This is a genomic window from Bosea sp. (in: a-proteobacteria), assembly GCA_023910605.1.
Taxonomy (GTDB): domain Bacteria; phylum Pseudomonadota; class Alphaproteobacteria; order Rhizobiales; family Beijerinckiaceae; genus Allobosea.
In genome coordinates this window covers 1,625,386-1,647,398 of sequence record JAAVVV010000001.1, presented here as the reverse complement: position 1 = coordinate 1,647,398, position 22,013 = coordinate 1,625,386, and the positions used below count along the sequence as shown (strand labels likewise).

At 69.8% G+C, this 22,013-nt stretch carries 24 protein-coding genes and 1 pseudogene; 2 read left to right on the top strand and 23 right to left on the bottom strand.

The window, feature by feature from the left end; all coding sequences use genetic code 11:
• Nucleotides 1-69 precede the first annotated feature (69 nt).
• The 22 genes and pseudogenes from HEQ16_08015 to HEQ16_07910 all read right to left on the bottom strand — a co-directional run bounded on the left by HEQ16_08015 (nucleotide 70) and on the right by HEQ16_07910 (nucleotide 19,000).
• Nucleotides 70-762 (bottom strand): response regulator transcription factor, encoded by a 693-nt coding sequence (locus HEQ16_08015; GenBank protein ID MCO4053986.1) that lies wholly within the window; start codon nucleotides 760-762, stop codon nucleotides 70-72.
• 84 nt (nucleotides 763-846) lie between these two features.
• The gene (locus HEQ16_08010) at nucleotides 847-2,016 is read right to left on the bottom strand and encodes a PDZ domain-containing protein (GenBank protein ID MCO4053985.1); all 1,170 of its coding nucleotides are present in this window, start codon (nucleotides 2,014-2,016) and stop codon (nucleotides 847-849) included.
• Between the two features lie 141 nt (nucleotides 2,017-2,157).
• Complete coding sequence (locus HEQ16_08005) at nucleotides 2,158-2,610, bottom strand: cytochrome c-type biogenesis protein CcmH (GenBank protein MCO4053984.1); 453 nt, start codon at nucleotides 2,608-2,610, stop codon at nucleotides 2,158-2,160.
• 5 nt (nucleotides 2,611-2,615) lie between these two features.
• Nucleotides 2,616-4,625 (bottom strand): heme lyase CcmF/NrfE family subunit, encoded by a 2,010-nt coding sequence (locus HEQ16_08000; GenBank protein MCO4053983.1) that lies wholly within the window; start codon nucleotides 4,623-4,625, stop codon nucleotides 2,616-2,618.
• A gap of 12 nt (nucleotides 4,626-4,637) precedes the next feature.
• Entirely contained in the window at nucleotides 4,638-5,087 is a 450-nt protein-coding gene (gene ccmE / locus HEQ16_07995; GenBank protein ID MCO4053982.1) for a cytochrome c maturation protein CcmE, read from the bottom strand.
• Nucleotides 5,088-5,112: 25 nt separating this feature from the next.
• A complete protein-coding gene (gene ccmI / locus HEQ16_07990; protein MCO4053981.1) occupies nucleotides 5,113-6,228 on the bottom strand; it encodes a c-type cytochrome biogenesis protein CcmI in 1,116 nt (371 codons plus the stop codon).
• 89 nt (nucleotides 6,229-6,317) lie between these two features.
• Nucleotides 6,318-6,710, bottom strand: coding sequence for a hypothetical protein (locus HEQ16_07985; protein MCO4053980.1), 393 nt, complete (start codon nucleotides 6,708-6,710; stop codon nucleotides 6,318-6,320).
• A 57-nt stretch (nucleotides 6,711-6,767) separates the two neighbouring features.
• A complete protein-coding gene (locus HEQ16_07980) occupies nucleotides 6,768-8,147 on the bottom strand; it encodes a sensor histidine kinase (GenBank protein MCO4053979.1) in 1,380 nt (459 codons plus the stop codon).
• A 48-nt stretch (nucleotides 8,148-8,195) separates the two neighbouring features.
• Nucleotides 8,196-8,864 carry a response regulator transcription factor gene (locus HEQ16_07975; GenBank protein MCO4053978.1) on the bottom strand — a complete coding sequence of 223 codons (669 nt, stop codon included), beginning with the start codon at nucleotides 8,862-8,864 and terminating at the stop codon, nucleotides 8,196-8,198.
• 32 nt (nucleotides 8,865-8,896) lie between these two features.
• Entirely contained in the window at nucleotides 8,897-9,205 is a 309-nt protein-coding gene (locus HEQ16_07970; GenBank protein MCO4053977.1) for a hypothetical protein, read from the bottom strand.
• A gap of 75 nt (nucleotides 9,206-9,280) precedes the next feature.
• Nucleotides 9,281-10,054: a glycoside hydrolase family 108 protein gene (locus HEQ16_07965; GenBank protein MCO4053976.1), complete on the bottom strand. Its 774-nt coding sequence runs from the start codon at nucleotides 10,052-10,054 to the stop codon at nucleotides 9,281-9,283.
• 37 nt (nucleotides 10,055-10,091) lie between these two features.
• Nucleotides 10,092-14,003, bottom strand: coding sequence for a hypothetical protein (locus tag HEQ16_07960; protein MCO4053975.1), 3,912 nt, complete (start codon nucleotides 14,001-14,003; stop codon nucleotides 10,092-10,094).
• The gene (locus tag HEQ16_07955; GenBank protein MCO4053974.1) at nucleotides 14,000-14,464 is read right to left on the bottom strand and encodes a peptidase P60; all 465 of its coding nucleotides are present in this window, start codon (nucleotides 14,462-14,464) and stop codon (nucleotides 14,000-14,002) included. Before HEQ16_07955 ends, HEQ16_07960 begins: the two co-directional genes overlap by 4 nt.
• Nucleotides 14,461-15,344, bottom strand: a pseudogene (locus HEQ16_07950) (DUF2163 domain-containing protein). The gene HEQ16_07955 and the pseudogene HEQ16_07950 overlap by 4 nt, the downstream one beginning before the upstream one ends.
• Before the next feature lie 2 nt (nucleotides 15,345-15,346).
• Nucleotides 15,347-15,985 carry a DUF2460 domain-containing protein gene (locus HEQ16_07945; GenBank protein MCO4053973.1) on the bottom strand — a complete coding sequence of 213 codons (639 nt, stop codon included), beginning with the start codon at nucleotides 15,983-15,985 and terminating at the stop codon, nucleotides 15,347-15,349.
• A gap of 12 nt (nucleotides 15,986-15,997) precedes the next feature.
• Nucleotides 15,998-16,603 carry a phage tail tape measure protein gene (locus HEQ16_07940; protein ID MCO4053972.1) on the bottom strand — a complete coding sequence of 202 codons (606 nt, stop codon included), beginning with the start codon at nucleotides 16,601-16,603 and terminating at the stop codon, nucleotides 15,998-16,000.
• Between the two features lie 51 nt (nucleotides 16,604-16,654).
• Nucleotides 16,655-16,867, bottom strand: coding sequence for a phage tail assembly chaperone (locus tag HEQ16_07935; GenBank protein ID MCO4053971.1), 213 nt, complete (start codon nucleotides 16,865-16,867; stop codon nucleotides 16,655-16,657).
• Nucleotides 16,867-17,244, bottom strand: a complete 378-nt coding sequence (locus HEQ16_07930) for a gene transfer agent family protein (protein MCO4053970.1) — start codon at nucleotides 17,242-17,244, stop codon at nucleotides 16,867-16,869. Before HEQ16_07930 ends, HEQ16_07935 begins: the two co-directional genes overlap by 1 nt.
• A gap of 3 nt (nucleotides 17,245-17,247) precedes the next feature.
• Complete coding sequence (locus tag HEQ16_07925) at nucleotides 17,248-17,658, bottom strand: phage major tail protein, TP901-1 family (GenBank protein MCO4053969.1); 411 nt, start codon at nucleotides 17,656-17,658, stop codon at nucleotides 17,248-17,250.
• A 21-nt stretch (nucleotides 17,659-17,679) separates the two neighbouring features.
• Nucleotides 17,680-18,090: a DUF3168 domain-containing protein gene (locus tag HEQ16_07920; GenBank protein MCO4053968.1), complete on the bottom strand. Its 411-nt coding sequence runs from the start codon at nucleotides 18,088-18,090 to the stop codon at nucleotides 17,680-17,682.
• Nucleotides 18,087-18,428: a phage head closure protein gene (locus HEQ16_07915; protein ID MCO4053967.1), complete on the bottom strand. Its 342-nt coding sequence runs from the start codon at nucleotides 18,426-18,428 to the stop codon at nucleotides 18,087-18,089. The genes HEQ16_07920 and HEQ16_07915 overlap by 4 nt, the downstream gene beginning before the upstream one ends.
• Nucleotides 18,429-18,430: 2 nt before the next feature.
• Nucleotides 18,431-19,000: a hypothetical protein gene (locus tag HEQ16_07910; protein ID MCO4053966.1), complete on the bottom strand. Its 570-nt coding sequence runs from the start codon at nucleotides 18,998-19,000 to the stop codon at nucleotides 18,431-18,433.
• On the opposite strand from HEQ16_07910, the gene HEQ16_07905 reads away from it, so the two are divergent.
• Nucleotides 18,999-19,754, top strand: coding sequence for a S1 family peptidase (locus HEQ16_07905; GenBank protein MCO4053965.1), 756 nt, complete (start codon nucleotides 18,999-19,001; stop codon nucleotides 19,752-19,754). The genes HEQ16_07910 and HEQ16_07905 overlap by 2 nt on opposite strands.
• A gap of 71 nt (nucleotides 19,755-19,825) precedes the next feature.
• Nucleotides 19,826-20,749 (top strand): S1 family peptidase, encoded by a 924-nt coding sequence (locus HEQ16_07900; GenBank protein MCO4053964.1) that lies wholly within the window; start codon nucleotides 19,826-19,828, stop codon nucleotides 20,747-20,749.
• A 6-nt stretch (nucleotides 20,750-20,755) separates the two neighbouring features.
• Here HEQ16_07900 and HEQ16_07895 read toward each other — a convergent pair whose 3' ends face one another.
• Nucleotides 20,756-22,009, bottom strand: coding sequence for a phage major capsid protein (locus tag HEQ16_07895; GenBank protein MCO4053963.1), 1,254 nt, complete (start codon nucleotides 22,007-22,009; stop codon nucleotides 20,756-20,758).
• Between the last annotated feature and the right edge of the window lie 4 nt (nucleotides 22,010-22,013).

Genomic DNA, 22,013 nt, shown 5'->3' with positions numbered 1-22,013 from the left:
GGCGGGAGCGGGCGAGGCCCGGCCGGCCTGGCGCGGCATCCGACGCCGGCGAGGCCGCCTCAGGGGCGCTCACCTCGCCTCCGCGCGCAGGCAGTAACCGGCGCCGCGGACGGTGTGCAGCAAGGGACCGGCCGCGCTGCGGCCCTTGTCGATCTTGGCGCGAAGGCGTGAGACATGCACATCGATGACATTGGTCTGCGGATCGAAATGATAATCCCAGACATTCTCCAGCAGCATGGTCCGCGTCACGACCTGGCCCGCGTTTCGCATGAGATATTCCAGCAGGCGGAACTCGCGCGGCTGAAGCGCTATCTCCTCGCCGGCGCGAACGACGCGGCGGGTGAGCCGGTCCATCTCGAGATCGGCGACGCGGTAGACAGTGGGCTCGGCGGAGGCGGAGGCGGCACGGCGGCGCGACAGCACCTCGACGCGAGCCAGCAGCTCCGAGAAGGCATAGGGTTTGGGGAGATAGTCATCGCCTCCGGCCCGCAGACCCTTCACCCGGTCATCGACCTGGCCGAGCGCGGACAGGATCAGCACGGGCGTCGCGTCCTTCTGCTCGCGCAGGGCCCGGATCAGAGAAAGCCCATCCATGCGCGGCAGCATCCGGTCGACCACCAGCACGTCATAGCCCCCGCCTTCCGCCATGGCGTAGCCGGTCAGGCCGTCGGCGGCGTGGTCGGCGACATGCCCCTCCTCGCGAAAGGCCTTCACGAGATAGGCGGCGGAGTCCGAATCGTCTTCGACAATCAGCAGACGCATGGGGCTTCACTACCATAATCGCGGCCGGGTGTGCGCACCCGGCCGCCGGGGAAGAAGACCGACAGGGCCAGGGCGGCCGGTGCATCAGGCCGCTGGCTGGCGCCCCACCTGCAGGGAGATCGAACGCTCCCGGCCCTCGCGCCAGATCGTGACCTTGACGCTGTCGCCCGGCTTCACCTCCGCGATGCGGCGGGTGAGGTCGCGCGCATCCTTCACCGGCCTGCCGTCGATGGCGGTGATGGTGTCGCCCCGGCGAATGCCGGCGCGCGAGGCCGGACCATCCCCGGTCGCGTCCGCCACGAGCGCGCCCGATGCCTGCCGCAGACCGATCGCATCGGCGATCTCGGCGGTGACGGGCTGGATCTGCACGCCGATGAAGCCGCGGGAGACGCTGCCCTTCTCGCGCAGGTCACTGATGACCTTCTCCACAGTGCTGGCGGGCACGGCGAAGGCGATGCCGACATTGCCGCCCGAGGGCGACACGATGGCTGTGTTGACGCCGATCACCTCGCCGGCGGCGTTGAAGGTGGGCCCGCCCGAATTGCCCCGATTCACGGCAGCGTCGATCTGGAGATAGTCATCATAAGGGCCTGCGCCGAGATCGCGGTTGCGGGCCGACAGGATGCCGGCCGTGACCGTTCCGCCAAGGCCGAAGGGATTGCCCACGGCGATCACCCAGTCACCGATGCGCGGCTGAGCCGAGGCGAGGCGAACGAAGGGGAAGGATCCGCCCTCGCTCACCTTCAGCAGCGCAAGATCAGTGCGCGGATCAGTGCCCACCACACGGGCCTCGACCGTGCGTCCGTCATCCAGCACGAGCTGGACCTCGACAGCGTTGGCGACGACATGATGATTGGTCACGACGAAGCCATCGGCGGAGATGAAGAAACCCGAGCCTTGCGACATTTGCACGGGGCGGCCGGGCTGGGCGCCGCCGCGATTGCGAGCGCCCCCCTCGAAGTCACGGAAGAAGCGCTCCATGCCGGGCGGCAGGCCCTCGGGCAGGGCCTCGCGGCCGGACATGGCCTCGGCACGGGCCTTGACGCGGACGGACACGACCGAGCCCTTCACGTGATCCACGACATCGGCGAAGGAGGGCGGGCCTGCGAACTGGCGCACGGCCTGCGCTGCAGCCGGGCCAGGGCCGGGGCTGACCGTGGCGCCCAGGCCCGCGACGAGGCCGACCGACAGCGCGGCCGCTCCGGCAAGCAGAGCCGCGCGGCGCAGGGGGGACGGGGAAACAGCATGCGTCATAGACAATCTCCAGCATTCTTGGCGGCAATTCGCCAGGATCGGACCAGAGAATGACCAGCCGAAGCTTACGCCGCGATGAGGCATGGATGAAAACTTGGTAAGGTTTACGACGGACCAGCCGTCGCCCGGCAAGCGCCGAAGTCAGCGCTTCTCCAGGATGCGTGCCAGCTCCAGCCGCTCGGCGTCGCTCAACGCATCGCCGACATGGCCGGTGTGGCGACGGCGCATCCGCCAGAGCCCGAAGGCGCCGGCCATGAACAGCAGGGCCGGCCCTGCCCAGAGGAGCGCGGTGTGCAGGCCGAAGGGCGGACGCAACAGCACATATTCGCCGTAACGCGCCACGACGAAGCTCGTGACCTCGGTGTTGCTGTCTCCCGCCTTGATGCGGTCGCGCACGAGGACGCGCAGATCGCGCGCGAGCGGCGCTTCCGAGTCGTCGATGGACTGGTTCTGGCAGACGAGGCAGCGAAGGCCGGCCGAAACCTGCCGCGCGCGCTGCTCCAGCGCCGGATCGGCGAGCCTTTCCTGCGGCGTCACCGCTGCGGCTGGCAGGCTGGCCAACATGAGTCCGACCAGTGCGAGGATGCGCAGCATGGGCCTCACTCCGCAGGTTGTGGCGCAGGGCCGCCGCGCGAGCCGGCCCCCGGCCGGGGACTGCGCGCCTTGGCCGGGGCGGCAACGCGGAAGCGCCGGTCAGTCATGGAGATCACGCCGCCCAGCGCCATGATGATGGAGCCGATCCAGATCAGAAGCATGAAGGGCTTGAGATAGAGCCTTACGCCCACCGAACCGTCAGGCTGGACCTCGCCAAGACTGACATAGACCTGGCTGACGCCGAAGGTGCGGATGCCAGCCTCGGTGGTCTGCATGTTGTTGCGCGTGATGAAGGTGCGCTTGGTTGATTCGACAACGCCGTGCGGCTGGCCGTTGATCTCCACGGTGAAGCGTCCCACCAGCTCGCGGAAGTTGGCGCCGGTGCGCGGGAAGGTCTGCTGCAGGATGATGGCGGTGTTGCCATTGGCCAGTCGGTCGCCCGGCTTCATGATGGCGATGTCCTCGGTGGCCCAGGCCGTCGCGGCGATGCCGATGACGGTGACGCCGACGCCTGCATGGGCCATGGCCGAGCCATAGGCGGAACGCGGCAGTCCCACGGCGCGCGACCAGATGGCCCTGGCGCCCGAGGCGCGGCCGATGACGCGCTCGCCCAGATCCCAGATCGCGCTCGTCACAAGAAAGACCCCGAGGCCGATCCCGAGCGGTGCAGCCACGGGCCCGCCATAGGTGGCGGCGAAGACCATGACCGTCATCACCACGCCGATGATGATGGATGTGGCGAGGCGCTGCGCCGTGCCGAGCAGGTCGCCGCGCTTCCAGGCCATGGACTGGCCGAAAGGCAGCAGGAGCAGCAGCGGCACGAGAAGCGGCAGGAATGTGGCGTTGAAGAAGGGCGGGCCAACCGAGATCTTGGCCCCGGTGAGGCCCTCGAGCGCCAGAGGATAGAGCGTGCCGATGAAGACGGCGCCGCAAGCGGCCGCCAGGAACAGGTTGTTGACGACGAGCGCGCCCTCGCGGCTGACGGGGGCGAACAACCCGCCCTGCTTCAGAAGCGGCGCACGCCAGGCGAAGAGCGCCAGCGAGCCGCCGATGAAGATCATCAGGATGATGAGGATGAACAGCCCACGCGAGGGGTCTGTGGCGAAGGTGTGCACCGAAGTGAGCACGCCCGAACGCACGAGGAAGGTGCCGAGCAGCGACAGCGAGAAGGTCAGGATCGCCAGCAGGATGGTCCAGACCTTCAGCGAGTCGCGCTTCTCCATCACGATGGTGGAATGGATCAGCGCTGTGCCTGCCAGCCAGGGCATGAGGGAGGCGTTCTCGACCGGATCCCAGAACCACCAGCCGCCCCAGCCCAGCTCGTAATAGGCCCAGTAGGAGCCCATGGAGATGCCGAGCGTGAGGAAGAGCCAGGCTGCAAGCGTCCATGGACGGACAGCGCGCGCCCAGACCGCGTCGATGCGCCCGTCGATCAGCGCCGCGATTGCGAAGGCATAGGTGATGGAGAAGCCGACATAGCCAATGTAGAGCAGCGGCGGGTGGATCGCGAGACCGAGATCCTGCAGGAGGGGGTTGAGGTCATTGCCCTCCGGGGGAGCGGGATCGAGCCTGTTGAAGGGGTTCGACGTCAACAGGATGAAGAGAAGGAAAGCGACCGTGACCGAAGCCTGCGCGGCAAGCGTGCCAGCGCGTAGCCGCTCCGGCAGGGACTTGCGGGCGATGGCCACCAGAGCGCCGAACAGCGACATGATCAGCACCCAGAGCAGCATGGAGCCCTCGTGATTGCCCCAGGTGCCGGTCAGCTTGTAGATGAATGGCTTGGCCGAGTGTGAGTTCTCCGCCACGTTCTGGACGGAGAAGTCCGAGACCGCATAGGCATGCATCAGCACGCCGAAGGCGAAGAGGAGCAGGACGAACACCCCGATCGCGGCCGGCTCCCCGACCCGCGCCAGCGCCATGTCATTGTGGCGCACGCCCCAGATGGGGATCACCATCTGCACGAGCGACAACGCCAGCGCCATGGCCAGTGTGAAATGGGCGATCTCGACAAGCATCGTGCGTGCGCCTCAGGACTGCGGTTTCGCTGCCGGCGGCTGCCAGTGACCCTGCTTCTTCAGCGAGTCGGCGACCTCCCGCGGCATGTAGTTTTCATCGTGGCGGGCCAGCACGCTGTCGGCCTTGAACAGGCCGCCTGCCTGCAGCACGCCCTCGGTCACGACGCCCTGCCCCTCGCGGAACAGATCGGGCAGGATGCCGGTGTAGGTGACGCGCACCTCACGGTTGCGGTCAGTGACATTGAAGGAGATGGTCTGGCCCTCGCGCAGCACAGAGCCTTCCTTGACCAGCCCACCCAGGCGGAAGCGGGTTCCCGGCGACACGGCCTTATCCAGCACATCGGTGGGCCCGTGGAAGAACACGATGTTGTCGCGCATGGCGAAGAGCACGAGCCCGGCCGCCAGCGCCAGCACGGCGCCACAGGATGCGATGATGGTGAGCCTGCGCTGCTTGCGGGTCATGCTCGGTCTCTCATCGGGAGCGCTCTCATTGCGGCGGCGGCGACAGGCCGCTCTCGCGGGCGGCGGCCTCCACGGCGGCGAGGCCGGCTGGATCGGAGCCCAGGGCGGCGCGCGCCCTTGCGAGGGCTGCCTCGGCCAGAGGCCGCTCGCCCATAACGGCACGCGCCCGGATCAGGCGCGACCATTCCTCGGCAGAGCCGCCCTGCGCGGCGAGGCGCGTGGCAAGGCCTTCCACCATGCCGCGGATGGCGGCGGCGCGCTCGGCCGGAGCCAGCGCCGCTATGCTTTCGCCGCCGGCGGGCACGGCTGGCGCGCCCTCCATGCGGGCGATGCGCTCGTTGACGACGCCGGCCCAGTCGGCGCCAGGCGGCGCGGTGGCCAGCAATGCCTTGAGATCGGCGATGGCGTCGGCCTTGTCGCCGTCCTGCTCGCGCGCGATGGCGAGATAGAAGCGCCCCTTGGGATTGAGCGGCGCGAGCTTGCGGGCCTCCTCGAAGGCGGCGCGTGCATCGGCGGTCACCACGCCCCCGGCCGCCAGCGCGCGGGCCTCGCCCACGTCGACCATGCGCTCCATGGTGGGGCCGAGGTGGATGGCGGCGTTGGCGTATGCACGCGCGGCGTCGTCATAGCGGCCGGCGCGGAGGTAAATCGGCGCGAGGATCTCCCATCCCCGGCCATCGGTCGGATTGAGTTGCAGATGGTTCTCGACGCGCGTCAGGGCCACGGCGAGGTCCATCTGGCCCGGATCGGTGGACAGGCGCGCCGCGAGGGGCCGCGCTTCCAGATGCGGCGAGCCCTTCACGCCATAGAGCGACAACGCCACAAGCGGAATGGTGGAGAGGATGATGGCCGAAGCGGCGCGGCGGCGGCGATAGGTGACCTCGCTTACCGCGCTGGCCACAGCGTCGGTTTCAGACTCGGCGCGGATGAGGCGCCGGGCGACCTCGGCCCTCGCCAGCTCGGCGTCGGCCTCGGAGATCAGCCCGCGATCGAGGTCACGGGCGATGTCGCCCATCTGCGCCTCGTACATGGCATGAGCGTCGGCAGCCCCGATGGGGCGGGCGGAGCGGCGTGCGAGCGGCATCATCGCCGCGATGACCGCAGCGCCTGTAATCCCGGCGATGATGATCCAGATCAGCATGCGTCGTCTCTACCTTGAAACAGCCGGCGCTTCATCATCTGCGCTGGCGACAAACCGTCACGCGCGGCTCCCTGACGCCATGATCGCAATCAATCCGCCAACATCCAGGCGCCGCTGGACGTGCGGCAGGCCGAACCCTCGCCGCGCTGGGCGCGGCCGTCGATGTAGATCGCGTGGCTGAAGCTGCGGCACGGCCCGCTGGCTCCCTGCTTCTCCGGGCCCGGCTCGACGAAGCCGAAATGGCCTCTCGCGCTGCGCCATGAGGCGCGCTGGCCCGTCTCGGCGGCGCTGAGCTGGGCTGCGAAGGCACGCTCGCGATCCGGCGCGTCGAGCAGTTGGCCCACAGGGCCGGCGAGCCAGCCCGTGACAGGGGGCGGGCCGGCGGGAGCGGTCGGCGCCGAGGCGACGGGAGCGGCGGCCGGCATGCAGCCAGCCAGCGCTGCACAGACGGCAAGGCAGACGGCAAGGATGGAAAGACGCATCGGGAAGTCCGGAGAAACAACAATGATCTGATACCGTTGCACGAGTGGCGCGGCAGTTCAAACGGCCGGCAGCAACAGCACGCAACGCAAGCCGCCGCTTGGCGCCTCCTCGAGCGTGAGATTGCCCGTGTAGAGCTTGGCCAGATCCACCACGATGGACAGGCCAAGCCCCGAGCCGGGCATGGATTCATCAAGGCGACGGCCGCGCTTCAAGACATCGATGCGCTCGCTTTCGGTGAGGCCGGGGCCGTTATCCTCGACCATAAAGCGGAGCATGCCGCGCCCTGCGCCCACGACACGCTCCACCGACAGCGACACCTCGTCGTCGGCCCACTTGAAGGCGTTGTCCAGCAGGTTGCCCAGCATCTCCTCAAGATCCTGCTTCTCGCCCCGGAAGCGCAGGGCTCGCTCGACATGGATGGTCACGGTCACGCCCTTGTGCCGGTAGATCTTCTCGAAGGTGCGGATCAGCGCATCCACCGGCGGCGTCACGTCGCAGTCGCCGCCCAGCACGCCCGAGAGGGCCGCGGCGCGGGCGCGATCGAGATAATAGCTCACCTGGTCGCGCATAAGCATCGCCTGTTCGCTGACCTTCGCCGCAAGCACGCCGGGGTGCGAATCAGCCTCGTTGACGATGACGCTCAGCGGCGTCTTCAGCGCATGGGCAAGATTGCCGACATGGGTGCGGGCGCGGTCGAGAATCTCGCGGTTGGACTCGATCAGCTGATTGAGCTCACCTGCCAGCGGCTGGATGTCAGGGGGGTAGGCCCCGTCGATGCGGCTGGCGGCGCCGGTCCTCACCTCCCCCACCGACTGGCGCAGCCGCGCCAGCGGCGCGAGGCCAAGCCTGACCTGGAACAGGGTGGAGGCGATGAGCGCCATGAACAGCAGGCCGAAGGTGATGCTCAGCGCGATGCGGAAATCCCGGATGTCATCGACGAACTCATCGGCGGGCGCCGCCACGGCGATGATGTAGCGGCCATCCTCGCCGGCATCGATGCTGCGCTCGAACTGCCGCAGGCGGCGCTCGTCAGGCCCGATGATGTAGCCCTGCCGCGCGCCGCGGGCGACCTCGGCGCCGAGATCCTCGAGCTTGGGCAGTTGCCCGCCCACCAGCGAACGGGATGCGCGGATGACGGGCCGATCGCCATCGGTGCGCATCACCTGCCAGTACCAGCCCGACATGGGCAGGTCGAAGCGCGGCTCGCCCAGATCCCCGATCTGGCGACGGTCATTGTCTATGGGCGCGGCGAGGTCGGCCACGATCTCCTTGACATAGACGCCGAGGCGCTCGTCGAAGCCGCGCTCGGTGACCTGGCGCTGCAGCGTCGACAGGATGAGGCCCGCGACGAGGAGGATGATGAACGACCACAGGGCCGCCAGGCTGATGAGCCGGCCCGATAGCGATGATTTGGCGAGGCTGCCGGGCAAGCGCATCGTCACGATCCCTCACGCCAGCCGCCGGCCTGCCCCGCACGGGGCCGCTCAGCGCGTGCCGGGAGCCGCGAGCACATAGCCGAGGCCACGAATGGTCTGGATGACATCGACGCCGAGCTTCTTGCGCAGGCGGCCGACGAAAACCTCGATCGTGTTGGAGTCGCGGTCGAAATCCTGATCGTAGAGATGCTCGACCAGCTCGCCGCGCGACACCACGCGGCCCTGATGATGCATCAGGTAGGCCAGCAGCCGGTATTCATGGGAGGTGAGCTTCACCGGCTGGCCATCGACCAGGACACGGCTGGCGCGGGTGTCCACGCGGACCGGACCGCAGACGATCTCGCTTGTGGCGTGGCCGGCCGCGCGGCGCAGCAGCGCCCGCAGACGCGCCAGCAACTCCTCCACATGGAAGGGCTTGACCACGTAATCATCCGCGCCGGCATCGAAGGCGGCGACCTTGTCGCTCCATCGGTCGCGGGCGGTGAGGATCAGCACCGGCATCGTCTTGCCGGCGCGGCGCCACTGCTGCAGCACGCTCACGCCATCGACCATGGGCAGGCCGAGGTCCAGCACCACGGCGTCGTAAGGCTCGGTCTCGCCCAGATAGCCGCCATCCTCGCCATCGAAGGCGCGATCGACGGCGTAACCGGCCTGCTCCAGCGCCGTCACGACCTGCCTGTTGAGATCCTTGTCATCCTCGACCACGAGAAGTCGCACGGCCATCCCCTCCCACGCGCGGACAATGCGCGTCAGCGCACCTCTGCGACCTTGCCCGAGCTGCCGTCAACCGTCACGTGGCCGACGCGGCCGTCGCGCTGTAGCAGGGTGACGCGGTAGACCAGCCGCTCATCCTGGTGGCAGAGCCGGACGCGCACCACCTCGCCGGCCTGGGCGCCGCGCGCGGCGCGCGTCGCCTCGATGGCTGGCACGGCATGGCCGGCGTTGACGGCCGCGCGCAGTTCCTCGCCTGTCAGGCAGGCATTCTGCGCCCGCAAGGGCGCAGCCGCGCTTGCGGCGAGCGCGACCGAGACGGCACATGTGAGGTGGAACGGATGCATGCGAGACGACTAGGGTTGAACGCCTGAACTCATCATGAATAGGCGGCGGCCACCGCAATGGCACGCCGCCGACGTTCACATGCTCGCGATGCGCTTGGTCGCGCCAATGCGGAAGATGGTGGAGGCGATGAAGCTGAGGCCCGCCACCACCTGCGGCACCGCCTCGGCAAGGCGGGCCGTGTCCGCCGCGCTGGTGTGCCCCCCTGCAAGGGACAGCATGATGGCGCCAAGGCCGATGAGGTTGGACCACAGCGTGCGCGAGGCCATGAGGTTTTTCGTGTCGGTCATGGGCGTTTCGTCCTTCGGCCGGAGAGGAGGCATGTCCGCCGCGCCTTGTCCGGCCAGGGCCAGGGCGGCGGCTTCGGTTTCGGTCACGCGGCGTCGCCAGCCACGGCCGAAGGCGGTCCAGGTCGGCAGACGCTCGAGGAAGCCCAGGCGCCGGCTCGAATAGGCGCGGATCAGCCCGGCGACCGGCCGCGCGCGGGCTGCGGCGAGCGTCACCGGGCCGATCACGCCATCTTCCCGGACCAAGAGCTCGCGCTGCAGCCAGCGGGCGGCGCGGCCGGGGCCTGAATTGACGGCAGCGTCGAAGATGGCGAGATCGAGTCCACCTGGGAGCCTGTCGGCGTTGATCGCGTCCCAGTAGCGGGCGCGATAGATCCGACCGGCCTCGGCACGATCGAGCGCCATCAGCTCCGCTTTCGAAACAGGCCGGCCGCGATGCTGCGCCAGCGTGGCGCGGGTGATGCCCATATTGGTCGCGCCGCCCGGATCGAGCGGGTGATCGGCATAGCCGCCTTCATGCCGGAAGATCAGGCTCAGTGCCTGCGGATAGGTTTCGCGCGCCATGGGGCCTCCTGTTGCGGTTTGCGGATCATGCAGCGGCTCACGCCACGACGACGAGGCTGCGCCGGACATGGCCCAGGCCAACAGCCTCGCTGAGCTGCGCGACCGCAATGTCGAGCGTGGCCTGGGGCGCTCCGAAATCGGCCGTTTCCCAACCGGCTTCATAGAGCGCTTGCGGCGCGCTGCAGGTGAGACGCCGCAGCGGCACACCACCGCCATGGATGGTGACGTCGTAGCGCTCGGAGCTCTCGCCGAGCGGGACTTCGGCCAGCTCCCAGTTGTCGCCGTCGAGCCGGGTGCGGCGCGTCCAGCCGATGAGGATGCCCGACGCCGTACGGCGCGCCCTCAGATGCACGGGCGAGAGTGGGCGCAGGGCATGGCCGGTGGCAACGGTCTCAAGCTCCAGCACGGCCGGATCGGCGGCATCGAGCCCGGCTGGCACGAGCCTGTGGCGCAGGGCGCGGCCGAGATCGCCAAGCCCGCTCACCAGCGGAACCAGCGCCTCGTCGAGCGCGACCAGCAGTGCGCCGGCCGGTGCGGACGTCCGCGCGACGTCCTCCGTGCCGCCAAGACCACGCAGCAGCCGGGCGAGGCGATAGCGCCGCGGGCCGACCAGTGTGACCGAGGCCGCCGCCAGAACCTCCCATCGGCCATCGGCGCCCTGAACCGCGAAGCTGTTGGCGCCGGCCAGCGCAGCGCGATCGGAGACGGACTGAAGTTGTCCAGCCTCGATCTCGACCTCGCAGGATGCCGTCAGGTCCCAGCGCCAGAACAGGCCAGGCGGGAGCGGCGCAACGAGCCGTCCCATCAGCGCCGGGCGGGAGATGCGCCCGACCGTGGCGAAGCTCACGCCATCGGCAGAGCGCAGCAGGTCGAGCCCACCCGGCCAGGGCGCGGCATGGGCGGCCATGTATTGCAGCACCGGCGGCTCACGAATGGCAGTGAGTTCGAGCACCACGGCGAAGGGCTTGCCCGGCAGGGCCGGCGCTGCGATGCGGCGTGGGGGCTCGGCCGGCGGGGCAACAGGCGGCGCAGGCGAGCGCTCGGCGCTCAGCGCGGTGACGCGCCGCACCGCCCCATCGGCGATCTCGACGATGTGGAACAGGCGCTGCGCGCCATCAACTGAAAGCGAGATCATGTCGCCGGGCTCAAGGCGCAGCTCGCGCGGCGAGAGCGAAAGGCTCAGGGTTTCGCGCCCGACCCAGGCCTCCCTCAGCCGCATCTCGGCCAGCCGGTCCGCCTCGGGCCGCGCCGTGACGATCGCCGCCTCGATGGACAGCTCGCGACGAGCCGCTCCCGCCAGCCGGCGCGAGCGGCTCGTCGCGCGCCGGTACTCCCAGGCGCCGTCAATGAACCCGACGCGCAGCTCGCGTGGCAGCTCCGACTCCTGCGCGCGGCGCAGGATGAAGGGCCGGCCTTCCTTATCCGGGACCAGAGCCTGCGGAGTGACCATGATGGGATTGCGGCCGCCGCGCCCCCGGATGACAAGCCGGCCTTCGCTGAAGGCGGCATCGAGCCCGAAAAGCCGCGCCAGCGGCTCGATCGCCTCCCGCGCCGCCATGGGGCGATCGACGACATAGCCCTCGACGATGTGATCCATCTCCAGCCTGGCAGCAGGTTCGAGGCCGAAATCGGCGAGGATCGCAGCGATCAGCGCATCAAGCGGGGCTGCCTCCAGCCGGCCATTGAGCCAGTGCCCGGTGCGCCAGTTTCCGCCATCGCTCCACACCTCCCCAAGCATGGGGAAGGCAGGAAACGGCCGCGCATCCCAGGCCCAGACGGCGATGTCGGCGGGATCGATCATCCGCGACGCTTTGTTCGCAGACAGCGGATTGGCCTGAGGATCGAACATGGCCGAGCCGGGGGTGAGTGCCGCGATCTGCGCCGCAAGCGCCCGCAGCTGCATCAGGTCGTCGCGCTCCCCGGTCGAGAAGAAGGGAACCGCGCCCTCCGAGGAGCGCGGATCGGGAAAGACGTTCGGCGCATTCGCGCCCTTGTCCACGGCCGGACAGCCGATTTCCGTGAGCCAGATCGGCTTGGAGCCGGGAACCCAAGGCGTTGCCCCCGCCAGCTCCACGCCGCCGACCCGCTCGCGGTGCGGGCTCAGCCACCAGCCGGCCAGATCCTTGGGCCGGAACACCCAGGGCTTGCCATGAGCGCCGTCGGTGATCGGCGTGCGGAGCTGCGCGGCGCGGGCGGCGCCATCGGCATAGAACCAGTCGAAGGCCTCACCCGAGCGCTGCCGCGCGGCGAGATGGTCAAGGTCATGCACCGACCGGGCGGAGCCGGCATCCAGATGATCGGGGCCATCGCGCCAGTCCGTGACCGGCGGATAGTAGTCGATCCCCACCGCGCTGATGGCGCTCGAGGCCCAGAGCGGATCGAGCGGAAAACGCACCTCCTGGCCGCCATCGCGCACATGGGCGCCATACTCGGTCCAGTCCGCCGCATAGGTGATGCGCGTGGCGGGGCCGAGCATGGTCCGCGCATCGGCGGCGATCGCCATGAGGGCGGACACGAAGGGATAGGCGCCGGCACCAGACCTGACGCGGCTGAGCCCCACCATCTCCGAGCCGATGACGAAGCCATCCACCCCGCCGGCCTGCCCCGCAAGGCGCGCATAGTGCAGGATATGGCGGCGGAAGCTCCACTCGTCGGGCCGGGCGCAGGCGATGGCCCCGTTGAGCACGGAGAGGTCGGACGGCCCGACCGTGCCGACAAAGGCTGCAAGCTGCGCCGTTGCGGCCGCCGTGCCGTCGGGCGAGCCCGCCAGCCCCGGCGCAGGCGCGCAGGTGATGCGCCCGCGCCAGGGAAAGGCGGGTTGCGATGCCGCGCCACCCGGCGCAGGCAGCGCGTTTCCGGGTCCGACATCCATCATGATGAAGGGATAGAGCGTGACCTTGAGGCCCCTGCGCTTGAGCTCGGCGATCAGCGAGAGCACGCTTTCGTCACTCGGCGTGCCGCCATAGGCCGCGCGCCCCTCCACCTGCGTGACGAGCCGGGCGCTGGCGCGGGTCTGCCCCGCCACGCGCCAGGTGGCGCCGGTTGTCGTCTTGACGGCATTGTCGATGCGCGGCGCCACAGTGCAGGAGCCGACGCGCAGGTCGTCGCCGAACCAGCTGATGATCACCTGCACTCCCGTCAGGTTCGGGCACAGGGCCTGAAGCTGGTCGAGCGAAGCCATGACATCGCTGTCGGCAGCCAGTTGATGGCGGTTCTCGGGCTGGGAGCCGCCGAGGCCGAGAGGCCTTGTCACGCGGCCCACCTGATAGGCGAACTCGCTGGAGCCGGGGATGAGATTCACGGAGCGGATGAGATCCCCCGCGCCCGGCAGCGCGCGCACCACCTCGAAGGAGAACTGCGGCACGCGGTTGCCATAATCCGCGAGCGGGAGCCGCTCGAACACGACATAGGCCGTGCCGCGATAGGCCGGCGCGTTGCCAGCGCCTTCCTTGGCGAGAATCAGCGCGTCGGGCTGCTGGACGCCATCGCCTCGATAGACGCGCATGGTCAGCCGGGTGAGATCGACCTCGCGGCCATCAGCCCAGACGCGCCGCACGAAGCTGATCGGCCCGTCGCACAGGCCGATCGCGAGGTTGGCGAAATAGCTGAAGCTGGTTTCGCGCTGCCGCTGGCCGGACAGGCTCTTGCCGCCCGAGGCCTTGCGCGTGGCGGTGACGACCTGTTCCTCGAAGCGCGTGGCCCAGATCAGCTGGCCACCAATCCGCGCACGGCCATAAAGGCGCTGGATCGGGCCGCCCTCGCTGGCGCTGAGCCCGTCCATCTCGCGCAGCCTTGGGCCTTCGACGAGCCTGGGCTTGCCGGCGAACAGCGCATTGTCGATGGCGGCCCCGGCCACGGCGCCGGCGGCCCGGCCGATCATGCCGCCGATGGGCCCGCCGAAATAGGAGCCGATGGCCGAGCCGGCGGCCTGCAACACGAGCGTGGTCATGGCGTGATCTCCGGAAAGCGGAAGGCTGCTGCGAGGTGCCGTTGCCACCAGGGGCCGAAGGGCGCCTCGCAGACCGACGCGCCGTCATGGGCGTGGATCATCAGTCCCGGGGCGCTCAGGATGGCGAGGTGCTTGGCCGGCAGGTAGGCGCGCCAGCGAAAGGCGAGCACGTCGCCGGGCATAAGCTGCTCGATCTCCACCCGCAGGAGGTGACGCGCCGCAGCAGCGAGCAGCGGCTCTGCCCGCCCCGTCCCCGCCAAAGCGTCCTCTGCGGGCAGGCTCTCTGCCCAATCCGGCGCGTAAGGCGGCAGGTCTTCGGGCTCGGAACCATAGCGCTCGCGCCAGACGCCACGCAAAAGCCCGAGGCAATCGCAGCCGACGCCGCGCAGCGATGCCTGGTGGCTGTAGGGCGTGCCGATCCAGCCACGCGCCGCGGCCACGATGTCCTTGCGGCCCCTCACCGGAAGAGGCTCCCGCCATCGAAGGCCTGCCCGCCATCCTCGGTGGCCACCTGAAACAGGAAGTCGCTGCCCGGAATGTGCGGAAAGCCCTGGAAGTTGACGCTGTTGCCGAAGCGATCGCGGCATGTGGCGAAGCTCTTGTCGCAGCCCGGCGAAAGGCTGACCGCATCGCCGATTGCCATCGGGCGCGGCGCGTCGAGCCAGAGCTCGATGCGGTGGAGCCCGTCGTCAAGGTGATGCCGCCTGATCTCGACGGCGTGGCCGGCATTCGCGCCGCCGAGCACGGCGAGCCGTCCGCCGGTGAAGCGGCCGGCCGGAACCGCCGCGAGGCCTGCGACAGCGATCCAGCCGCGGCCATCGGTGGCGGCGATGGTCGCGGCAAGGGGATCGACCGCCACCGTGCAGCGCGCATCTCCCAGATCGGCGCCGCAGCGCATGGCGTAGAGCCGGCCGCGCTCCTCGTCATGGCGGTGGCCCGCGCCCCGCAACTCGGCGGTGAAGCCCGTGTCGCCGCGGGTGATCTCGCCGATCGTCAGGACGTCGAGCCGCTGCCGGTCGCCGGCTCGCTCCAGTCCACGATGTGAATGGCGACCTCGGCATCGTCATAAAGCCCGCGCGAGATGTCGGCCTCGGTGATGCCGGCTGAATGAAGCACGCCGGCCACATCGAGGCTGGCAACCGCAAAGCCCAGTTCGCTCTGCGCCTCGCTGGCTTCGAGGCCGGATCGGGCCTTGTGGACCACGCCATCAATGACGAGATCGCGGTCGTGATCGGTGAAGCCCATCACCACGCCGTCGGCGCGGTTGAGGGTCCAGCAGCGGGCGAGCGTGGTGACGGCGCCCGCGAGATGGGCGGCAAGGCCGGGATGGACGGCGCGCATGGTCAGAGCACCAGTTCGACCAGAGGAATGCTGGGGATGGCGCCCGCGTCGAACGCGCTGAGCTCCACATCGAGCTCATCAATGTCGAAGCGCACCGGCACGTCGAACTCGAAGCCGGCGAGCAACGCCGCGCCGGCCGGCGGCGGCGCCGCAAGCGTGACGACGCCGCTCGCGGCATCGACCGCAAAGGCCGAGGACGCAAGCGGCGCATCTCCGACGGCAAGCCGCACCGTACCGGCCACGGGCTTCACGATGGGGCGCTCATAGGGCGCATGGGCCCCGCCATAGCGCTTGACCAGCTGGAATGCGGTGCGGACGCCATCGCCCTGCCCGATCGGCTGATCGAGCGCCGTCGGCGGCGCATTGCCTGGAGCGCTGGTCCAGTCGAGCGGATCGCGCCAGCGGAAGCCGATGAGGCGCCCGCGCCGCTCCTCGAAGAAGGCGACGACCTCCGCCAGGGCGGCAAGCGTCCTCACGCCGTAGCCCGCATCGAAGCGCCGCCGCGAATGCTGCCAGCGCGCATTGCGATGCTCGCGGCCCGAGGCAAGCGTGACGATGTCGGTGCGACGCGCCGGCCCACCCCGCGCGCCGCGGGATATCTCGATCGGAAAACGCACCTCGTGAAAATCAGCGAAGCTCATGAAGCCCCCTTGTCAGAGCGTGCGGCGGCCGCGCGAGACGGCGCGGGCCATGGCGGCGGAAATCTGGCCTTCCGAGCGGCGGAAGCTTTCGAGATCGGCGGCGGCGATGTTCACGGTGATGCTGGCCGGCGCTGCGCCCTGCCCCGCGGCGCTGACGCCGAGCTTGCCGTCGGGGCCGCGCGACAGGGGCAGGATGGCCTCGGCGCCCGCCTCGCCCATCAGCCCCAGATTGCGGCCCATTCCGAAATAGGTAGGCTGGCCGATCACCCCGCCATTGGCGAAGGGCCTGACCGAACCCATGAGCTGCATGGGCGGGCCGACGCCGCCACCAGAGCCGCCGAGCCCGCCTGGAACCGACTGCAAGCCCTCGGACAGCAGGCCGGAGACGCCCTGTTCGAGCGGCTTGAAGGCGGATTTGAGGAGCGACTGCGACAGGCGCAGACCGATGCTGCGCAGCACATCCTCGAAGCGCCGCCCCTCCGTCGCGCCCCTGGCGAAGGCGCTGGACAGGGTGTTGCCCAGGGTGGTGGCGCTCACGCGCAGTTCACGCAGCAGATTGGCCTGCACAAGGAGCGGCTGGGTTGCATCCTCTGCGGCCGGGGCGTCGTCAGGGGTCATGGGGCATGTCCTGTCAAGGTTGCGGTGGATGGCGGGCGAAGGGGGCGGCGATCAGCCATGCCGGCGGATCAGGTCCTCCAGGCTGGCCCGATCGAGCGGTGCAGGGCGGATCTGGCCTGCGCCCGCCATCAGGGCGAGTTCGCGCGGGGTCAGGGACCAGAATGTGTCAGGGGGCAGCCGCAGGTGGCCAAGGCCGAGCGCCAGCGCATCGGCCCAAGGGAAGGCCGGCGCCTTTCCAGCGCGCGATGGGCCACCTGCGGCGATCAAGGGTTGTTGCAGGGGTCCCTGCGAGCGGCCACGCCTGCTGCCTCCGCGGTGACGGCGGCTTCGCCTTCATCCCCGAAGGTCGCGACCAGCAGGGCCGCGATGGCGCCGATCACGGGCCCGAGGCCATCTTGAAGCCCAAGTGCCGCGATGTCGGCGTCGGACAACTGATGGCCCGCGCCGTGCAGGCCGATGCGCAACAGGCCGATGATGTCGCGCGCGCCGAGCCGGCCCGCGCCGAAGCGCTCCGCCAATCCGGCAAGATCGCCTGCGCCCATCGCGTCCTCCAGTTCGGCGAGGCCGCCAAGGGTGAGGCGCAGGCTGAGGCGTCGGCCGCCGATTTCGAGCGGGATTTCCCCGCGATGCCGGTTCGCCATGGCTCAGATCGCCGTGAAAGTGAGCGCGCCGGCGGAATCGAGCGAAAGCTCAAACGTGACCTCGGCCGCATGTTCGCCGCGATATTCGAGCGTGGAGAGCTGGAACAGCCCCTGCACGCGGCCGAAATCGGGGATCACCAGCTGCCAGGCGCGAATGTCGCCATCGAAGAATATCTGGCGCACCAGCGCATGGGACGCCTCGTCGCGGAACACGCCCGCGCCCGAGATCGCTGCACGACGCATCCCGGCCCCGGCGAGCAATTCGCGCCAGCGGCCGCTCGATTCGGCATGGGTGATGTCCACTGCCTCGGCGTTGAAGGCGATTTGCCGCGCCCGCAGGCCAGCAACGGTGGTGAAGGTTCCGGGCGTGTTTTCGAGGCGCAGCAGCAGGTCCCGGCCGCGTTGGGCTGTCATGGCTTTGTCCTTTCCTGAGGGTCAGAGGCGTTCGGTGACGCAGCGCAGGCGCACCGTCGCGCTGGAAAGCCCGGTGCGGGCGTCGCGCTTGAGGTCGAGGCCGGTCTGGCGGATCTGCACGAGCCGGTGACCGGCCGGACTGAGCGGCGCGTCGTGCAGCAGGGCGGCAAGGCGCGCCGCGATCGTGAGGGCAGCGGCCGTCTCGCCACCGCTGCCTGCCCAGACGACGAAGGACAGGGCCTGCTCGCAGCCCTCCTCGGTGCCGGTCGACCAGTCCCGGGCCTCGACATCGCCATGGACGATGTAGGGGCCGGAGGCGGCGCGCGGCGGCTCGTCATAGAGGCGCGGGCCGCCAAGCAACGCGCCCAGCTCCGCGTCCGCTACAAGGCGGGCCTGGATGACCCGGCGAAGGGCGATCACGGCATCCATCATGGCTTGATCTCCTCGCAGAGGCAGACAAGGCGGCGGCGCGTGCCGTCGGGATCGCCCGCCGAAACGATGCCGAGCGTCATGTCCGCTCCGATGAGGCGCATTCCGGCGGTGACGCCCGCTCGCCAGCGGAAGCTGACCTCATGACGGGCAGCCTGTTCGGGCCGGCCGGCGAGCCTTCGCTCCTCCCCGCCGCGCCAGAGCAATTGCGCCCAGACCAACGCGACCGGCTGGTGCGTGGTGGCCCAGCCTCCCGCATCGTCCGCGATGAGGACAGGCTGTTCGAGCGTGAGGCGGCGGCGGGCCGAGCCGATCCGGGATGCACTGCGGTTCCTTGCCATGCTCAGAGCCTCGCGCGGCGATAGGGCGCGATCAGCGCCATGACATCGGCAGGCAGACGCGCCTCGGTGCCCTGGGCATCGTCGCCCCGGTTCTCGAACCAGCGCGCGACGAGCCGCAGCATGGCCTGGCGCAGGGGCGCGGGCACATCGGCCGCAGCCGGCCCGAAGCCGCAGACCAGATCGATCTCGATGCCGGACTGGCGGCGGCCGGGCTCTGGCGGCGATGCGTCAAGCCGCAGCACGGCCGGGTCCGTGTTCGGCATCAGCGACAGCACCCCCGCCGGCACGGGCGTCGCCGTTCCCACCGCATCGAAGGTGCGCGCGGCTGCGATCGACGCGACGGGTGCAAAGGGCAGCCTGAGCGCGCCGCCTGCCGGCCAGGCGCCCAGCACGAGACGCCATGTCTGCGCGATCATCAGCCGGCCGCTCGCCGCCTCGATCAGCAGGCGCGAAGCGGTGATCAGCGCGCGCAGCAGTTCATCCTCGTCAGGACCGTCGATCCTGAGATAGAGCTTGGCGTCGGCCAGCGAGACGGGCTCGACGGCAGGTGGCGCGATCAGGATGGGGCTCATGATGTCCTCGGCAAAAACACGGTTGCGGTTCGGCCTGCGCCTGGGCGCGGCGCTGCTGCTGGCGGGGTGGGCCGGCACGGCGCAGGGAATCGTCGGCGGCCAGACGGGCGGGCCGCTCGATGCGTCGGCGGTGATGGTGCTGCATGACCGGGGCGGCGTCTGCACCGGGGTGGTGGTGGCGCCCGACGTCATCCTGACGGCGGCGCACTGCGTGCCGCAGGGAGCCCAGCTCAGGGTGCATTATCGCGAGACGGGCCAGCCTGTTCTGCTCGAAACCCAGGCGGTCCAGCGCCATCCGGGCTACCGGGCCAATGCCGTGAAGGAGCGCAAGCGCTCGATCGACCTTGCGCTCGTGAAGCTGCCCGCGCCCTTGCCCGGGCGCTTCGAGGCCGCGACGCTGAGCGCCGCCGCGCCGGAGGGCCGCGTGACCGTGGCAGGCTATGGGCTCGGCCGCGAGGGCGTGGCCTCCAGCACCGGCACATGGCGCTCGGTCCGGCTCGACGTGGCCACGCCCTATGGGCCGAGCCGCATCCTGCTGTGGGCGCGTGGCCCCGCAGGCTCCGGCGGTTGCCAGGGCGATTCAGGGGGGCCCATGATCGATTCCGAGGGCGGCGTAGCTGCGATCATGACCTGGTCGGTCGGCACAGGCGGCAGGTCCTGCGGCGATCTCACCCAGGGCGCGCTGCTCGGCGCGCAGCGCGAGTGGATCGACGTCAGCCTGGCGCGCTGGTCTCGCAGCGCGAACTGGCGCTGAGAGGTGGCATTTTCACCAGGGCGGCGCGGGGACGCTGGACGCGCCGGCGGCGCTGGAACAAAATGAAGGCGATGAACCGGATCACGCAGCACAGGCATGGCCGCAAGGCCGGCGCCCATTTTGTGGCCTTCAGCGCCGCCCTCATGCTTGCCGGCGCGCTGCCGCAGCCCGCCAGCGCCATCGTGGGCGGCGATCTGGTGCGCGCCTCCGATCAGGCGCGCCGCTGGACCGTGAAGGTGGAGAGCAGCAAGGGCGAGCTTTGCACCGGCGTGGTGCTGAGCCCGCGCATCATCCTCACCGCAGCCCATTGCGTGCTCGTGGACGGACGCTTCAGCATCGTCGCGCTCGACGCTGGGATGCGCCGGCGCAGCATCGGCGTGACGCATGTCGTGGCGCACGAGACCTTCCTGCCGGGCCGCACGCCGAGCACCCAGCCCGGCGTGGATCTGGCGCTGCTGCGGCTGGCCGAGGCGCTGCCGCAGGGCACACAGCCCGTAACCATGGGCGGCGAGCTGGGCACGGGCGAGCCCCTGACCATCGCAGGATTCGGCCTTGGCCAGGAGGACAGGCGGCAGACAGCCCGGACGCTTCGGCAGAGCCGGCTGATGTCGGCCGGGTCCTACACGTCGAGCAACAGCGTCGTGGTGGCCGTGGACATGAACAACCTAGGGCAGGCACCGGGAGCCGGCGCCTGCCGCGGCGATTCAGGCGGGCCCATCACACGCGGGGGGCCGGACTCGAACGAACTCGTCGGCGTGGTCAGCTGGTCGAGCGGGCCGACCAACCAGAGGGTGCGCAGGGTATGCGGCGGCTACACCGCCATCACCCCCGTCGCCCCGCATCTGGACTGGATCAACTCCCGCGCCGACCTGCTCGCAAAGATGCCGGAGGAGCCGTCCGCCCGGCCCGCCGCGCCGCCCGAGGCAGGCGCGCGCCGTCCCCTGCGCTCCCCGCTGCCGAACACATTGCCGGTCCGGCAGCAGGGCGGCGGCTGAGGCGGCTCAGGCTGCGAAGCGCAGGCCCTTGATCGCGGCGAAGTCCTGAATGCCGCCACCCACCCTCTTGGTGGTATAAAACAGCACATACGGCTTGGCGGAATACGGATCGCGCAGGATGCGCACACCTGCCCGGTCCACGATCAGGTAGCCGCGCCGGAAGTCGCCGAACAGGACCGAGACGGAGTTGGCGGCGACGGCCGGCATCGCCTCGGCCTCGGCCACGGGAAAGTTCATCAGCGTGGCGGGCTGGCCGACGCCGGCCGGCGGCGTCCAGATGTAGTTGCCGGCGGAGTCGCGGAAGCGCCGGATCGTGCTCTGCGTGCGGCGGTTCATGAGGAAGGCGCCGTTCTGGCGGTAGCCGGTGCGCAAGGCGTAAACCAGATCGATCAGGACATCAGACGGATTGGACCCCGAGAAGGCGCCGGCCGCGCCGGTGTTGAGGACGCCGATGTTGCCCCAGCTCCAGCTCGCATCCGCCACCACGGGCGCGGTGAGCACGCCGCGCGGCTGGGTCGTGCCGTTTCCGGTGAGGAAGGCGGCGCTTTCCTGCTCGGCGAATACCGTCTCCACCTCTTCCGCAACCCAGGCATCGACATCCACCAGCGCGTCGTCCAGAATGGACTGCGTGGCCGAGGGCATGGCGTAAAGCTCCATGGCCGGAAAGACGAGCTCGGAGAGCTGCTGCGAGGCCGTCTCGGGCCGCGCCGCAGTCTCCCCCACCCAGCCCGATGCCGGGCCTGTGACTGAGAAGGCCGCGCGGTAGGTCCCCGCAGAAATCGAGCGGACGGTGGCGAGGCTGCGCATCGGCGACAGGTTCGCCAGCCGTCGCAGGATCTCGCCCTCGACCTCGGCCGGGGCGACGAAGCCGCCATCGGGGCCGGAGCCGACCGACAGCGCCTTGCCCTCAAGGCCAGGCCCGGCCACCTCTCCGCGCCGCACATAGGCATCGAAGCTGGCCTTGCGCTCGGCGGAGCGGCCCTCGTCGCGACGTGACGCGCCATCCAGCGCAGGGCGGCGGTTGCCCAGAGCGAGGCGGTCCATGCGTCGCTTGTGCTCGTCGAGCGCATCGTCGATCCGCGCCAGCTTCTCGTCGAGCAGGACATCGGCGCTGGAGCGCTGCTCGATCTCGTGCAGGCGCTGGTCGTTGGTCTCGCGGAAGGCCTCGAAGGCGTTCCTCAGCTCGCGATAGGCTTCGCCGGCCTCGCCCAGATGGGCCTTGGCTTCAGGGGCGGCGGCAGGTTGGGACAGGCTGTCCATTGGG

Coding starts and splice junctions, on each gene's coding strand:
- HEQ16_08015 (MCO4053986.1), bottom strand. CDS start 762: ATGCGTCTGCTGATTGTCGAAGACGATTCGGACTCCGCCGCCTATCTC.
- HEQ16_08010 (MCO4053985.1), bottom strand. CDS start 2,016: ATGACGCATGCTGTTTCCCCGTCCCCCCTGCGCCGCGCGGCTCTGCTT.
- HEQ16_08005 (MCO4053984.1), bottom strand. CDS start 2,610: ATGCTGCGCATCCTCGCACTGGTCGGACTCATGTTGGCCAGCCTGCCA.
- HEQ16_08000 (MCO4053983.1), bottom strand. CDS start 4,625: ATGCTTGTCGAGATCGCCCATTTCACACTGGCCATGGCGCTGGCGTTG.
- ccmE (MCO4053982.1), bottom strand. CDS start 5,087: ATGACCCGCAAGCAGCGCAGGCTCACCATCATCGCATCCTGTGGCGCC.
- ccmI (MCO4053981.1), bottom strand. CDS start 6,228: ATGCTGATCTGGATCATCATCGCCGGGATTACAGGCGCTGCGGTCATC.
- HEQ16_07985 (MCO4053980.1), bottom strand. CDS start 6,710: ATGCGTCTTTCCATCCTTGCCGTCTGCCTTGCCGTCTGTGCAGCGCTG.
- HEQ16_07980 (MCO4053979.1), bottom strand. CDS start 8,147: ATGCGCTTGCCCGGCAGCCTCGCCAAATCATCGCTATCGGGCCGGCTC.
- HEQ16_07970 (MCO4053977.1), bottom strand. CDS start 9,205: ATGCATCCGTTCCACCTCACATGTGCCGTCTCGGTCGCGCTCGCCGCA.
- HEQ16_07965 (MCO4053976.1), bottom strand. CDS start 10,054: ATGGCGCGCGAAACCTATCCGCAGGCACTGAGCCTGATCTTCCGGCAT.
- HEQ16_07960 (MCO4053975.1), bottom strand. CDS start 14,003: ATGACCACGCTCGTGTTGCAGGCCGCCGGCTCGGCCATCGGCTCCTAT.
- HEQ16_07945 (MCO4053973.1), bottom strand. CDS start 15,985: ATGAGCTTCGCTGATTTTCACGAGGTGCGTTTTCCGATCGAGATATCC.
- HEQ16_07940 (MCO4053972.1), bottom strand. CDS start 16,603: ATGACCCCTGACGACGCCCCGGCCGCAGAGGATGCAACCCAGCCGCTC.
- HEQ16_07930 (MCO4053970.1), bottom strand. CDS start 17,244: ATGGCGAACCGGCATCGCGGGGAAATCCCGCTCGAAATCGGCGGCCGA.
- HEQ16_07925 (MCO4053969.1), bottom strand. CDS start 17,658: ATGACAGCCCAACGCGGCCGGGACCTGCTGCTGCGCCTCGAAAACACG.
- HEQ16_07920 (MCO4053968.1), bottom strand. CDS start 18,090: ATGATGGATGCCGTGATCGCCCTTCGCCGGGTCATCCAGGCCCGCCTT.
- HEQ16_07915 (MCO4053967.1), bottom strand. CDS start 18,428: ATGGCAAGGAACCGCAGTGCATCCCGGATCGGCTCGGCCCGCCGCCGC.
- HEQ16_07905 (MCO4053965.1), top strand. CDS start 18,999: ATGATGTCCTCGGCAAAAACACGGTTGCGGTTCGGCCTGCGCCTGGGC.
- HEQ16_07910 (MCO4053966.1), bottom strand. CDS start 19,000: ATGAGCCCCATCCTGATCGCGCCACCTGCCGTCGAGCCCGTCTCGCTG.
- HEQ16_07900 (MCO4053964.1), top strand. CDS start 19,826: ATGAACCGGATCACGCAGCACAGGCATGGCCGCAAGGCCGGCGCCCAT.
- HEQ16_07895 (MCO4053963.1), bottom strand. CDS start 22,009: ATGGACAGCCTGTCCCAACCTGCCGCCGCCCCTGAAGCCAAGGCCCAT.